The sequence below is a fragment of the Pseudophaeobacter sp. EL27 genome, from assembly GCF_900313025.1.
In the GTDB taxonomy this organism is placed as follows: domain Bacteria; phylum Pseudomonadota; class Alphaproteobacteria; order Rhodobacterales; family Rhodobacteraceae; genus Pseudophaeobacter.
In genome coordinates this window covers 176,457-189,394 of sequence record NZ_OMPQ01000009.1, presented here as the reverse complement: position 1 = coordinate 189,394, position 12,938 = coordinate 176,457, and the positions used below count along the sequence as shown (strand labels likewise).

The following is a 12,938-nucleotide window of genomic DNA, read 5'->3' as shown; positions in this document are numbered from 1 at the left end:
CATCTATAGTCAGAGAAAAGGAAGCTGACATGTACCGAGTTCGCCTGTTTTCCATCCGCCATTCACGGTCGTTTGAGTGGATCTACCACCGCGTTGAACAGGCATTGGTGGCACTGGATCCGGTCTTGTCGCGCATTGGATATCAGCGCGTGGAACGCCCGGTGGCATTGGTGGAAAAAGTCGTAAAATCGGTGCTGTTTGATTGCAAAATGTGCGGGCAATGTGTGCTGTCTTCGACCGGCATGTCCTGTCCGATGAATTGCCCGAAACAGCTGCGCAATGGGCCCTGTGGCGGGGTGCGATCGGGGGCCTATTGCGAGGTGAAGCCGGAGATGAAATGCGTTTGGTCTCTGGCTTGGGACGGCGCGTCGCGGATGAAAAACGGGGCGCAGATCGCTGAAGTCTTGCCCCCGGTGGAACGCAATCTTGAGGGCTCGTCGTCATGGCTGCGGGTCAGCCGCGAAAAGGCGGCGCAGTTGCGCGAAGCCCATGAGGCGCGGCGCACCACCATCGCCAAAGCCTTTCCCGGCGCGCGTAAAGTAGAACCCTCAACCGCGCCATTGGTCGAAGAGCCCGAGGCCGCGCATTTGGATCCGACAATTGACAGGCCAGCGGGCGCGAAAGGCGGGCAAGGATGATCGACACCAACGCCATCCCCGCCTATACGCCGCCGCCAGAGGGGCATGTTTCACATTCGCGTCTGGAACGGGTTTTGCGCTCGGGTCGCTTTGCGATCACAGCAGAGCTGAACCCGCCGGACAGCGCCGATCCAGCAGATGTTTACGAGGCCGCACAGCCCTTGGCCGAGGTGGTTGATGCGATCAATGCCACCGATGCCTCGGGCGCCAATTGCCACATGTCCTCCATCGGGATTTCCGCACTTTTGACCCGTGCGGGGTATTCGCCTGTCTATCAGATCTCGTGTCGCGATCGAAACCGGATTGCCATTCAGGGCGATGTTTTGGGCGCAGCGGCGATGGGGGTCAGCAACGTGCTGTGCCTGACAGGAGACGGGGTTGGAGTGGGCGATCAACCGGGGGCAAAACCGGTGTTTGACTTCGACAGCCTGTCGCTGTTGCGCACCATTCGCACCATGCGCGATGACAAGCTGTTTTTGTCTGGACGCAAGATCAGCAATCCGCCGCAACTGTTTCTAGGGGCGGCGGAAAACCCCTGTATCGAACCCTATGACTGGCGGCCGGAACGACTGGCGAAAAAGGTCGCGGCGGGGGCGGAATTTATCCAGACCAACTATATCTATGATATCCCGTTGTTTGAGAAATTCATGGCAAGAGTGCGTGACCTGGGGCTGGATAAGAAAGTGTTCATACTGCCCGGCGTTGGCCCCTTGGCCTCGGCCCGTGCGGCGCGCTGGATGCGTTCAAACGTGCCGGGCATCCACATCCCCGATGCGGTGATCCACCGCATGGAAAGCGCGGAAAAACCTAGTGCTGAAGGTAAGAAAATCTGTATAGAGCTGATCCAGCAGATCCGCGAGATTGCCGGGGTGTCAGGTGTACATGTGATGGCCTACCGGAAAGAACATCAAGTTTCAGAAATCATTCAGGAAAGCGGCGTATTGGGGGCGCGTGTAAAATAGGTCAAATTGTACTTTTCTCATCATCTACATACGATTTCAATTCCCATTTTCTGCGAGAAAGAACGGCTCTTTAAGTCAAGGGATTTGAGTTCTGGGTTCTCACCGATCCTCCTATGCGCATGATCAACATCCCCTAAGTGATCCAGTTTGAGATTTGGTGCGTGATCGGCCCTCATTTCTATGAGGCCATCCACAAGTTCGGCCCACCAGAGATTATGAACACCGACCAAGGCAGCCAGTTCACGTCGTTTGTCTGGACCAACCGACTGCGTCGATCCGGTGTGCGTATCTCGATGCCTCTCGGTGATTTTGCAAACCCCCTTCCGGTTTTAGATGGCAAGGGCCTGTTCCTCGACAACATCTTTGTCGAGCGGCTGTGGCGGTCGCTAAAGTATGAATGCCCCTACCTGCATGCATGGGAAACCGGATCAGAGGCGAAGGCAGGCGTTAGGAAGTGGATCGACTTCTACAATCACAAACGCCCATATTCCGCCCTTGGCGGCAAACCACCCGCTGTGATCTACTGGCAGCGAATTGAAACAACCAACCCTGATCAGCAGGTGCAAAGAGTAGCTTAAATTACGCCACAACCTGTCCAATAAATGGGGAGTGGCTCACTGGTCGAGTCTCACCCGGTTTGTAAAACAAAGCCATTCTCTGGACCCCGATCAATAATTTCGTTTGATACCGCCGGTGACTATCGACGACAAATCTGTGGACTCGAGAACGGCACGGGCATTTGGATATCTCGTCCGGAAATGACGAGTTCCCCGTCGTCGCTCAATCGTTTGAACAAGCGTGACATGGTTTCTGGCTGTACGCCGATGAGATCAGCGAGGTCAGATCGGGACAGAGGCAGTTGCATCCGCAGGATGTCTCCGGTTCGCACGCCGTGAGTTTCCATCAATCGGTGCAAAAGGGCAGAGAGTCTTTTCCTATTTGGCAGTGTTGCCGCTGAGATTATCCGTTCCCGGCTGTTGTTGATTTCGGAAACGCAGCGCCCTGTCAGCTTGGTCAAAACCAATGGATTGCCCTGCATAACCCGATTTGCATCCCGCTGCGCGACGGTGCAAACCCTTGACGGCTGCAAGGCGCGGGCTTCGGTCTTGTGGCAGTCATTCTCCAGAAATGAACGATACCCCACGATATCTCCAGGGTAGGCCAGTTTCAAAAGAGTCGACTTGCCATCGGGATGGAGCGCCCGAAGTGCAATCAAGCCTTTAGAAACACAAAAGACACCGCGATTTTCAGTGCCTTGCGCATACAAAACCTGCCCGGCATCCAGCTCTTTGCGCGAAAACCCCTGGGTAAGAACAGAGATCGACCCAGAACTGATCGGCTGCCAAATGCTGCCTGCATAGAAGGCACATTTGCCACAGGGATGTGGCGTGTCATGGGTATTTGTCATCAAGGCCTCTGTGGTTTTGCCCAAGGGATGCCGCAAGATACCGCAGCAGGCGACCCTGGAGGGTTCCCCCATGTCGACTGCTGCATTTGGCATCACTGGCCCCCTCACCATAGAGGAGTGCTGCCGGGGAATATTGACGTTCGTCAATGACAGCGAAGATGGTGCGCGCAAATTATCCAGATAAATGATGATCAGGTGCAGCCAACGGAGCCCCCATTTGTTTGATGACCCCCGCAATTTGACATCCGAATTGCCACCAAAACCCGCTGCACGCCAGGGAAAGGTCTCGCTCTGGGCCTATTTTCGGCTGTTCAGACAGGACATTCTGTCAGCGCAGCCTGCGCGCCTGTATCGTGCCTGGATGGCCGAAATGCGGACGCCGTTTTTCCGTTCTTACATGTGCAATGATCCGGAACTCGTTGATCTTGTCCTCAAGAAACGTGCCTCGGATTTCCCAAAATCCGAACGCATTCGGGTTGGGTTGAAGCCCTTGCTTGGGGAGTCGATCTTTATCTCAAACGGAGAAACCTGGGCCCATCAGCGGCGGATCATTGACCCGGCCTTTGAAGGGGGCCGTCTGCGGAGCGTGTTTCCAGCGATGTGGGACAGCGGTGTGGCTGCGGTTGAGCGCCTGAGACCTCTTGCGGATGGATCACCTGTCAACATAGAGCCCCAAACCAGCCATGTCGCCATGGATGTGATTTTTCGCACCCTGTTTTCCGTCCCGATTGAGCATGAGATCGCGCAGGCCGCTTATGAGGCGTTTTGTCAGCATCAGGCTGCCCAACCTGTGGCCACCATTTCGGCAGTCCTGCCTATGCCAAAGTGGTTCCCTCGGTTTCATTCCCGCAAAACTCTAAAGACAGCCCGCACCATACGGGGGCTGATCAGAAAACTCACGGCGCAGCGCGCTCAAGCCATCGCAGCTGGGACTGCGCCGGACGATCTGTCGACCAAGATCATGACAACGCCGGACCCGGAAACCGGCCAGGTGTTTGAAACCGAGGAAATGATTGACCAGGTCGCCATCTTCTTTCTGGCTGGGCACGAGACTTCGGCGGCGGCCCTGGCTTGGGCGCTCTATCTTTTGGCAACCCATCCCGAATGGCAGGAGAAACTGGCAGCAGAAGCCCATCTCGCCCTGGAGCCGGATAAGATCTACTTTTCCGCCCTGTCCAAACTGCGCCAGTCCCGCGCCGTTTTTCGAGAGGCCATGCGGCTGTATCCGCCGGTGCCGATGTATGTGCGAGAGGCCGCTTGCCCGGAGACCTTCCGAGACCGCAAAATCAAACCCGGCTCGCAGGTCATCCTGAGCCCCTGGCATCTGCATCGGCACGAACGCCTCTGGGAGAACCCGGATACCTTTGATCCCAACCGATTTGAAACGGCCAATGGCAAGGAATGCCTCAGATCCGCCTATATTCCGTTTTCGGCAGGTCCAAGAGTTTGCCCAGGGTCTGCCTTTGCCATGGCCGAGGGGCCGCTCTTGCTGTCGATTCTGGTGCGGGCCTATCGATTTGAAGCCGTGGAGGGGGATCGCCCGGTGCCGGTCGCTCATCTCACTGTGCGGTCCAAAGATGGCATACGCCTGCGGATTACCCCGCGCCTTGGCACAGAAAAACAGGACCCAACCCCATGACGCTCAAATCCTCCACCACGCATGACAACGCGCGCCTCAAGGCCTGGCCCTATTGGATCACCATTGGCTTTGTGCCGCTGGTCATTCTCGCGGTGCTCTATGGCGGCTGGACGATCCTGCTGATCCCCGCCTTTGGTTGGGTGTTGATGCCACTGCTGGATACGGTGTTGGGCAAGGACCTGCGCAACCCTGATCCTGAGACACCAGATACGGAATTGTTCTGGTTCCGCCTGCTCACCTGCATCTGGTTTCCCATCCAGTTTCTGCTGGTCTATGGCACGCTCTATTACCTGTCTCATATCGGGCAGCATTCCACGCTAGAGACACTCGGGATCATGTTTGGCATCGGCGTGACGACCGGGACCGTGGGCATCGTCTACGCCCATGAACTGATGCACAAACCCAATCGGCTTGAGCGCAATCTGGGCGATCTGCTGCTGGCTTTGGTGCTTTATGGTCATTTCCGCACCGAGCATCTTTTGGTGCATCACCCTCATGTTGGAACACCGCGTGACACCGTCACGGCGCGCTACAACGAAGGCTTTCACCGGGCCTTTTCCCGCACGCTCTTTACCGGCTTTGGGTCGGCCTGGCGGGCCGAAAAGGCGATGCTGGCCCGCCGGGGCCGATCGCCCTTTCACCTCTCCAACCCGATCTGGAAATACCTTGCTCTGCAAGCAGCCTTCCTTGGCCTCGCCTATGCAGTTGCTGGTTGGTTGGGGATTGGTCTCTTTGTGTTTCAGGCCTTTGCCGCAATCTGGCAATTGGAGCTGACCAATTACGTTGAACACTATGGCCTTACCCGCCAGCATTTGGGCGATGGAAAGTATGAGCCTGTCAAACCGCATCATTCTTGGGATTCCGCCCATCGGGTGTCGGGGCTGTTGCTGATCAATCTGCAACGCCATGCGGACCACCACGTCCATCCAATGCGGCGTTTCCCGCTGCTGCAGGTCTATGATGAGGCCAAGGTTCCCATGCTGCCCACAGGCTACCCCCCGATGACAGCCATGGCGATGATCCCACCTCTGTGGCGACGTGTCTTCAACCCGCGGGTCCGCGCCTGGCGCAAACAATTCTACCCCGATATCACAGATTGGGGCCCCTATAAGACGATGTCCCATCCCTCTCCGAAGGGAGCAGGATGATCACAGGTTTCAGGGTTACCCCATGTGTAAAGGAGGCAAGATGCGGCTTCAATGTCATGGGGCGCCTGATCATGGCGTTGCGTGTTTCACCCTGCCAGCATTGCGCTGTCGCACCATTTCAGAATTGCCTCCAAGTCATCGGGCAGAGTTTCAGCAACCCCCTCAGAGAACTTGGAAAATGCAGTTTGATTGGCAGGGCCTACGCCCACGAGAACTGGAATTCCAGCTTCCAGGGCCTTGCCAATAGCAAAGATAAACCCCCGTCCAGAGGCTTCTTCGGGACCAAATTTGTTGAGGATAAACAGATCGGCGTCATTGTTTGGGGTGGCTTCTACTGCAGCAACTGCAGTGGCAATCGCACCGGGGTCAAGGCGGCAAGCGTCTGAACCATCGCCCAGGTTTTGGGTGATTTTTATTTCAGAACCGCCGGGTAGAACGCGCACCGCCATATCGCAGCCATTTGCATAGCGACTTTCATAATCTGACACCCTGACAATACCGGTCAGCGTTTTGCCCTGTACCTCCAGGGCCTCAGCGACGGCAGAGAGCAATTGATCCGTTTTGCCGCGCTCTGATGAGCTAACAATTGCGATTTTCATTTATGTGCCTTTCAGGTTTGAAGGTTTCAGTGCTGTGGTTTGGTGCTTGGTGCCGCTCAACACCGGGCGTCGCGCTTCGCCGATCAAAGCGGGCCTGAACCCGATCAGGCAATGCGCCCAGCCGGCGCACCAGATGAGCGCGGATATCAACTCCAGATTTGTTGTCTGATCCGGAAACATTGGAGCGGCGACGCGAACCGGGGTCGAAAACCAGATCAACCCCATTCCCAAAACGAGAAAACGACTGGCCTGCATGCCGCCCTTACCGTTGTGCGATGCGGCGCGACCGGAGACCGAAATGATCAGACCAGACAAGGCCCCGATGGTCAAAATATGTAGCAACCCGGAAACTGGATAACCCGTCTCGAAAATCAAAACGATGCCAAGGGAAATCAACCCAATAGGCAGCCAGAAATAGGCAAAATGCAACCCCGCCAGCAAGCGGGATCGCAGGATGGAGAAGCTCCTCCATCCCCGCATGTTCCAGAGGGTGACCAGCCCTGAGAGCGCCACAAATGCGCCAGCGACACCTGGATATCCAGTCAGGGTGGCGCCAACGAATAGAACCAACAAACAAATGGCCAGGCCGCGTGAAAACGGCGCGACCTGAACGCAGGGACCATTGTCGGCCCTCTGCTTGAGCCAGTTGTCGGTGAAAGCCGGGATAAGGCGTGAACCGACGGTCAACACCAGCAACGACACAAGAGCCAGCGCCAGATGGGAAATGTCCAAAACAACCTGATAATGACCGTTCTTCAGCGCTATCAAGAATGCGATATCACTTGCCCCGATGCACAATACGATCAGGCCAAAGGGCGCTTTGGCCCAGGCGCCTGCCCGGAGGGTTTGCGAGAGGATAAGAGCGGCGAGAGCAAGAAAAAATGGCGCATTCAGCATGGCCAACAAAAGAAATGGCAACAGATCTGCACTTGCGATACTGACCCGAGCCACGATCCAGAACATCAACAAGATCTTCAAAACGGGGCCATGCACTGGTGGGGTTTTTGCCCAATTTGGCAGCGCGGTCAGTAGATAGCCGCCAATTGCAGCCGCTGTGAAACCAAAAATGAGCTCATGAATATGCCAAAACACCACTGGCTCCAGCCGAGGCATAGGCAAGCCCCAGGTCTCACCCAGCGGCCACACAGCCACAACGACAAAGGCCCATAGGTAGGAGGCAAGGAACAATGGCCTGTATGGGGCATCCCAAAAGTGATGAAAGATGCCATCCCTGTTCGCCACCGTTTAGGTCCTGCCTGATGCCTGGGCTGCACCGCCGGACCAGTCAGCACCAAAGTCACCGGTCAGAAAACCATTGGACAGGCGGGCACTGCTGTTGATCTTTCGGATGGCTTCAACGGTCTGATCGCCATTACATCGTCCATCGAGCAAGCCGCGATATAAGACACATAGGGCAGTGAAACCGGTGGATTGCGGCGAAAGCCGCAAGGCCGAAACGCCTGCTTTGGCCAAGGCATCAATGTGATGGGCTGCGCTGGCGTAGGAGTCTGACAGGGTTTGCACCCCGTTCATGGCCAGAAAGGGCTGATCATCCAGCGTGCGAACCTCCAGACCGTCTGCATCATCCTCGCAGGCAAACTGGCAGTTGTCCTTGGTTCGACCGTGCAAACGGGCATGATTACAGCGGCCAGAGATCCCGAGGGGCAGCCGACCGTGCCCCCAGACCTCGATAGTGACGCCCAAGTCTGCCGCCGCTGCAGCGAGAACTTCAACGGAAGACAGCGGCAATTCAGGTGGCAGGCAAATGCGCTGAGCGCCCCGCGCGGCAAGCCAGGCCAGCGTGCCCTCATTGTAGACATTCACCAATGGACCGACCGAAAACTTCGCTCCCTGGGGGAGATGTGGCAAAGCCGTCAGGTCATTTATCTCGACCTCACCCCCCATCTCGGCCAGCTCAGTCGTCAGCTTGCGTTCTCGCTTTAGCGTGACCAGCGCAAGACTTGTCAAGGCGACGGATTTCCCTGCGTCCAGCAAGGTTGAGACGGCATCAGGTATGCGATCTTGATAAAAGGGCAGGCGTTTTGAACAGACAAGCTCCCCCAGAACAACCCGGTCCACTGGCGCATCCGCCAGATATTCGTATAGCGCGGCCCAGCGGTCCGCTGACCAAAAGAACTGATTTGGTCCAACAGTCAGCTCCATCTCGTCACCTCCAGGTTTTCTTATATGCGCCGGTTGTCATGGCTTGCCCCTCGGAGAGGCGCGCCAGCATGCCCTCGGGCAAGGGATGACCTGCTTCCAAAGCATCCACGGCAGCGCGGAAATTGCGGACCACCTGCGCCACGTAAGAACGCGACCGTTGACGCCCTTCAATTTTAAGAGCCGTTACACCTGCCTTTTGCAGCTGCGGGATGAGCCGTTCAGCGTTCAGGCTGACAGGGTCTTCAAACAGGTGCCCGGATTTGCCACCAGCGTTAAAGCAGCCTTTGCACAGGGTCGGGTAGGGGGCGGACTCGTCCTTGCCGACCCGGTGAATCGTGTAGCCCCCAAGGCGTGCATCCAGAACACCCTGATCCTCGCTGTATTCCACGTGGCTGGCCGGAGAGCAGACCCCGTTCATATTGGGCGATAACCCGGTTGCATATGATGACAGCGAGCAGCGCCCCTCCGCCATAACGCAAAGCCCGCCAAAAACAAAGACCTCTGTTTCCACTTCCGTTTCGGCATTGATCGCGGCGATTTCCGGCACCGACAGGACGCGTGGCAAAACAACACGTTTTACTCCGAATGCTTCGGCATAAAAATTGATGACATCGGCATTCGCCGCTGCCGCCTGGACAGAAAGGTGGCGCCGCAGGTCCGGGTGGTTTTGCGCGGCATAGTTCAGCAGGCCCAGATCCGCCAGGATCACAGCATCTGCGCTGCTTGCCGCGGCATCATCAATGGCCCGATGCCAGATGACCTCATCGCCGGCCCGGGGGAAGGTGTTGATCGCCACCAGAACCTTGGCCCCGTGTGCATGGGCAAAGGCCACTCCGTCACGCATTTCACTTCGATCAAAATTCAGCCCCGGAAAATTGCGGGCATTGGTCTCATCCGCAAAACCGCAGTAAATGGTATGCGCTCCCGCCTTCACAGCGGCGCGCAGGGCCGCAGGTGTGCCTGCGGGGCAGACGATTTCCATTACCATATCTCAACCTCATCCGGACGCGTCAGACAGACGCCGGTACGGCGTTCCAAAAAGGCCAACAAGCGCTGCAAGGGATTTGCCAGCGGGCCAGACAGGTTTAAAATCTCTTGTGACAGGTCCAGTTCGGCATCATCCACCGCATTGCGCAGGGCAAGCGTGGCGGCGGTTTCCCCTTCGATCACCAGATCCCGCGAGAAAAACAAGGCATCCCCGTCATAGGCCCCGTGCACCAGCCCCAATAGTGCAGCAAGCGGCCCCGCGATGCGCGCGGCTCCTTCGCCGGGGCCCCGCATCACGGTCACCCGGGGGGTGCCACCGTTTGGATCCAGGAGCAGGACAAAGGGCAAATCAGTGGGATCAAGCACAAACCGGGTGTGATCATGCGCGCCGAGCCGTCGAAACAGCTCAGGATGGTTTTTGGCAATCTTGCGCGAATAGGCGGTCAAGGATGCGGACAACGGAACCAGGGGCATGAAACGTAACGGGTAGGTCAAAGCCTGCGGAAAACTAGGAATCTGAACGGGGGACTGGGGCAAGCAGAATTCCTTCTGAGTGGCGAACAATGATCATCTGCGGCCTTGGTAGTCGTTTGCGTGTTTCGGTAAATTGACGATCGTCAATTTCGCAGCGCTTTTGTGCTGATATGCAGCCCGGACTCTCATTGACAGGATACGCCCGTGCGAACCTTGCCACCGTTCCCCAGCCTGCGCAGCTTTCTGAGTTGGTGCGCTGAAATAGAGCAGCTTTACCCCGTCTCAGAAGCAGTACCGATCCGACACAAGATGACAGCCGTTCATCGCAACATTCTGGAACGCAAGGGGCCTGTTTTGCGGTTTGACCAACCGGTTCTGGAGGCTGGCACTGCCGCAGACATACCAGTTGTGGTCAACCTGTTTGGGACCACCGAGCGCGTTGCCGCCGGACTGGGAAAAACCCTGAACGAAGTCGATGACTTGGGGGCTTTCCTCGCAGCTCTCAGAGCTCCGACGCCGCCAGATGGGTTGCGCGATACCCTGTCTCGCTGGCCAATGCTGAAAGCGGCCCTGGCAACGCGGCCAAAGATCATCAAATCGGCGCCTGCCCAGCAAACCGTTCTGGAAGGGGCTGAGGTAGATCTGGCAGCCATTCCCGTTCAGACACATTGGCCGGGGGATGCGGGGCCGCTGATCACTTGGCCGGTGGTCATCACCCGGCCGTTTGGCTCGAAACAGGAGGACGTCGCAGCCTATAATGCAGGGGTTTACCGGGCGCAGGTAATCGGGCGTGATAAAGTAATCATGCGCTGGTTGCCGCATCGGGGCGGCGCTGCGCATCACCGAACCTGGGCGCAGCAGGGCGAAAAGACACCCGTCGCCATCGCCCTGGGGGCCGATCCTGCAACCTTGCTCTCGGCTGCACTGCCCTTGCCTGAAACCGTGTCGGAGCTGACATTTGCAGGCGCCATCAACGGGCTGCGCCCACGACTGGTCGCCGCCAAAACGGTGCCCTTGATGGTTCCTGCTGAGGCCGAAATCATTCTTGAAGGCTGGGTTTCCCCCTCTGAGACTGCCCCTGAAGGGCCCTTTGGAGATCACACAGGGTATTACAACAAAGCCGAGCCTTTTCCCGTAATGCAGATCACGGCAGTGACCCATCGAAACAAGCCGCTCTATTTGTCGACCTACACGGGTCGCCCACCGGATGAGCCCGCAATCATTGGCGAGGTGTTCAACCGCCTCGCCTTGCCGACCATTCGGGGGCAAATCCCCGAGATCCGCGACCTCTGGCTGCCGCCCGCTGCCTGTTCCTACCGTATGGCTGTTGCAAGTATCGACAAGCGCTATCCCGGTCAGGCCCGCCGGGTGATGATGGCGCTTTGGGGAATGCTGCCGCAGTTCAGTTATACCAAGATGCTCATCATCGTAGACCCCGACATTGATGTCAAAAACTGGGATGACATCGCCTGGGCGCTGGCCACCCGGATGGACCCGTCCCGGGATGTGATACAGCTGGAGGATACTCCGATGGACTACCTTGATTTTGCCTCCCCACGCCCCGGGCTGGCAGGGAAAATGGGCATTGATGCCACAACAAAAATCGACAGCGAAACCACTCGAGACTGGGGAGAGGTCATGAAGACGTCACAGGAAGACGCGGATTTTGCCAGCGATCTGGTCGCACGCATGATGCCGGAGGTGACAACATGACGGCGCCGCGCGTAGTGCAGGGTGTGGCGGGGGCCTCTGGCGCCGCGCTGGGGCTCTCAGTTGCCCGGCAGCTGGTGGCTTTGGGTGCGGAAATTGATCTTGTCATCAGCGCTGCCGCAGAACGGACACTGGCTGAGGAATGCGGGCCGGAGGCGCTGAACACCCTGCAAACACTGGCAACCCGTTGTCACCCTCTGTCCAATATGGGGGCCAGTATCGCCTCGGGTTCAGTCCCGGTCTCTGGTATGATCGTAGCCCCTTGTTCGATGCGATCTCTGGCCGCGATTGCGCAGGGCCTAGACGACAATCTTCTGACCCGCGCCGCGGGTGTGCAGCTCAAGGAACGCCGTCGACTGGTGTTATTGACCCGCGAGGCACCTCTGACTTTGGCGCATCTTCGAAATATGACAGCGGCAACCGAGCTCGGAGCATTCATCCTGCCGCCAGTACCGGCCTTCTACCTAAAGCCCAACAGCATTTCAGATATCGTCGACCAAATTGCTGCGCGCGCGATTGACCTCTTAGCAATCACAACGCCCGTCGCAAGACAATGGGCTGAGCCGGCTGAAGAAAACCATTCTGTCATAAACCAGAATTAGGGCCCCGCCAGGACCACCCTTGCGCATTTGTCCAACGCTCTCATGCTAACGAGCGATTCAGGCAATGGCACCGAGTTCACCAGCATGGCGAACCTGAATCGGGGGCAAGGTACTGGTATCGATTGGCACGGCAACGCACCGGGCAAACCTCAGCAGAACGGCTTTGGAGAAAGCGCAAAGGCAAGCTGAGAGGTGAATGCTTGAACGATACCTTGTTTTGCGCGCTGGGCATCGCCCGCAAAACGCTTGAAGGGCGGCAGGAGGATTGCAACTGCGCAGACTGTGCAGAAACTGTACCTGGCCGTGATTTCTTACCTTATCGGGAAGCGATCTTCGAACACGAATGCAAATTGGCTGTTCACAGCTGGCCAATTGCTGGCATACCGCGTCCATTCTTTAGAGGTTGCCTGGAGTGTCAGGTAGATCAACTTGGCGGCGGGTTGATCACTGGGGACGTGACCACGGATTCGAATGGCGCGGCAAATTGCCGAGTTCAAGGTCTCTATGGGATTGGTAGTGTAAATCAGCCTGCGGACCTCGAGGGTAAAATCGAGAAAGGGGATGACCGCGCTCCAGACCTGCCGCTCGAAGGGGGCAATGAAACAGGC

13 protein-coding genes and 1 pseudogene are annotated in these 12,938 nt (G+C 57.2%); 7 read left to right on the top strand and 7 right to left on the bottom strand.

Annotated elements, in window-relative coordinates; all coding sequences use genetic code 11:
* Positions 1 to 29 precede the first annotated feature (29 nt).
* The 3 genes and pseudogenes from ED661_RS08600 to ED661_RS08590 form a co-directional block, all read left to right on the top strand.
* Complete coding sequence (locus ED661_RS08600) at positions 30 to 638, top strand: methylenetetrahydrofolate reductase C-terminal domain-containing protein (RefSeq protein WP_122073517.1); 609 nt, start codon at positions 30 to 32, stop codon at positions 636 to 638.
* Positions 635 to 1,600 (top strand): methylenetetrahydrofolate reductase, encoded by a 966-nt coding sequence (locus ED661_RS08595; RefSeq protein WP_122073516.1) that lies wholly within the window; start codon positions 635 to 637, stop codon positions 1,598 to 1,600. The genes ED661_RS08600 and ED661_RS08595 overlap by 4 nt, the downstream gene beginning before the upstream one ends.
* 182 nt (positions 1,601 to 1,782) lie before the next feature.
* Positions 1,783 to 2,178: pseudogene (locus tag ED661_RS08590) on the top strand (transposase); the annotation flags it as partial.
* A 119-nt stretch (positions 2,179 to 2,297) separates the two neighbouring features.
* Here the strand turns inward: ED661_RS08590 and ED661_RS08585 are convergent.
* The gene (locus ED661_RS08585) at positions 2,298 to 3,101 is read right to left on the bottom strand and encodes a Crp/Fnr family transcriptional regulator (protein ID WP_254054801.1); all 804 of its coding nucleotides are present in this window, start codon (positions 3,099 to 3,101) and stop codon (positions 2,298 to 2,300) included.
* Between the two features lie 124 nt (positions 3,102 to 3,225).
* On the opposite strand from ED661_RS08585, the gene ED661_RS08580 reads away from it, so the two are divergent.
* Together ED661_RS08580 and ED661_RS08575 are read left to right on the top strand one after the other, a co-directional pair.
* Positions 3,226 to 4,647 (top strand): cytochrome P450, encoded by a 1,422-nt coding sequence (locus ED661_RS08580; protein ID WP_254054800.1) that lies wholly within the window; start codon positions 3,226 to 3,228, stop codon positions 4,645 to 4,647.
* Positions 4,644 to 5,795, top strand: coding sequence for an alkane 1-monooxygenase (locus tag ED661_RS08575; RefSeq protein ID WP_122073514.1), 1,152 nt, complete (start codon positions 4,644 to 4,646; stop codon positions 5,793 to 5,795). The genes ED661_RS08580 and ED661_RS08575 overlap by 4 nt, the downstream gene beginning before the upstream one ends.
* A gap of 86 nt (positions 5,796 to 5,881) precedes the next feature.
* Here the strand turns inward: ED661_RS08575 and ED661_RS08570 are convergent, their stop codons facing one another.
* From ED661_RS08570 to ED661_RS08550, 5 genes are read right to left on the bottom strand one after another with little or no spacing between them, the layout of a single operon-like run.
* Positions 5,882 to 6,394, bottom strand: a complete 513-nt coding sequence (locus tag ED661_RS08570) for a DUF2478 domain-containing protein (protein WP_122073513.1) — start codon at positions 6,392 to 6,394, stop codon at positions 5,882 to 5,884.
* Positions 6,395 to 7,636, bottom strand: a complete 1,242-nt coding sequence (locus ED661_RS08565) for an NnrS family protein (protein WP_122073512.1) — start codon at positions 7,634 to 7,636, stop codon at positions 6,395 to 6,397.
* Between the two features lie 3 nt (positions 7,637 to 7,639).
* On the bottom strand, positions 7,640 to 8,557 hold the full coding sequence (locus tag ED661_RS08560) for a U32 family peptidase (protein WP_122073511.1): 918 nt from the start codon (positions 8,555 to 8,557) through the stop codon (positions 7,640 to 7,642).
* A 4-nt stretch (positions 8,558 to 8,561) separates the two neighbouring features.
* A complete protein-coding gene (locus tag ED661_RS08555) occupies positions 8,562 to 9,539 on the bottom strand; it encodes a peptidase U32 family protein (RefSeq protein ID WP_122073510.1) in 978 nt (325 codons plus the stop codon).
* Complete coding sequence (locus tag ED661_RS08550; RefSeq protein ID WP_254054799.1) at positions 9,539 to 10,081, bottom strand: SCP2 domain-containing protein; 543 nt, start codon at positions 10,079 to 10,081, stop codon at positions 9,539 to 9,541. Before ED661_RS08550 ends, ED661_RS08555 begins: the two co-directional genes overlap by 1 nt.
* 141 nt (positions 10,082 to 10,222) lie before the next feature.
* Here ED661_RS08550 and ED661_RS08545 point away from each other — a divergent pair, with 141 nt between their 5' ends.
* Positions 10,223 to 11,731, top strand: a complete 1,509-nt coding sequence (locus tag ED661_RS08545) for a UbiD family decarboxylase (protein ID WP_122073508.1) — start codon at positions 10,223 to 10,225, stop codon at positions 11,729 to 11,731.
* Positions 11,728 to 12,330: a UbiX family flavin prenyltransferase gene (locus ED661_RS08540; RefSeq protein WP_122073507.1), complete on the top strand. Its 603-nt coding sequence runs from the start codon at positions 11,728 to 11,730 to the stop codon at positions 12,328 to 12,330. Before ED661_RS08545 ends, ED661_RS08540 begins: the two co-directional genes overlap by 4 nt.
* A gap of 311 nt (positions 12,331 to 12,641) precedes the next feature.
* Here ED661_RS08540 and ED661_RS08535 read toward each other — a convergent pair whose 3' ends face one another.
* The gene (locus ED661_RS08535; RefSeq protein WP_122073506.1) at positions 12,642 to 12,929 is read right to left on the bottom strand and encodes a transposase; all 288 of its coding nucleotides are present in this window, start codon (positions 12,927 to 12,929) and stop codon (positions 12,642 to 12,644) included.
* Between the last annotated feature and the right edge of the window lie 9 nt (positions 12,930 to 12,938).

Bases quoted from the DNA above. Each gene is read 5' to 3' on its own strand.
- ED661_RS08600 (WP_122073517.1), top strand. From the start codon at position 30: ATGTACCGAGTTCGCCTGTTTTCCATCCGCCATTCACGGTCGTTTGAG.
- ED661_RS08595 (WP_122073516.1), top strand. From the start codon at position 635: ATGATCGACACCAACGCCATCCCCGCCTATACGCCGCCGCCAGAGGGG.
- ED661_RS08585 (WP_254054801.1), bottom strand. From the start codon at position 3,101: ATGCCAAATGCAGCAGTCGACATGGGGGAACCCTCCAGGGTCGCCTGC.
- ED661_RS08575 (WP_122073514.1), top strand. From the start codon at position 4,644: ATGACGCTCAAATCCTCCACCACGCATGACAACGCGCGCCTCAAGGCC.
- ED661_RS08570 (WP_122073513.1), bottom strand. From the start codon at position 6,394: ATGAAAATCGCAATTGTTAGCTCATCAGAGCGCGGCAAAACGGATCAA.
- ED661_RS08560 (WP_122073511.1), bottom strand. From the start codon at position 8,557: ATGGAGCTGACTGTTGGACCAAATCAGTTCTTTTGGTCAGCGGACCGC.
- ED661_RS08555 (WP_122073510.1), bottom strand. From the start codon at position 9,539: ATGGAAATCGTCTGCCCCGCAGGCACACCTGCGGCCCTGCGCGCCGCT.
- ED661_RS08540 (WP_122073507.1), top strand. From the start codon at position 11,728: ATGACGGCGCCGCGCGTAGTGCAGGGTGTGGCGGGGGCCTCTGGCGCC.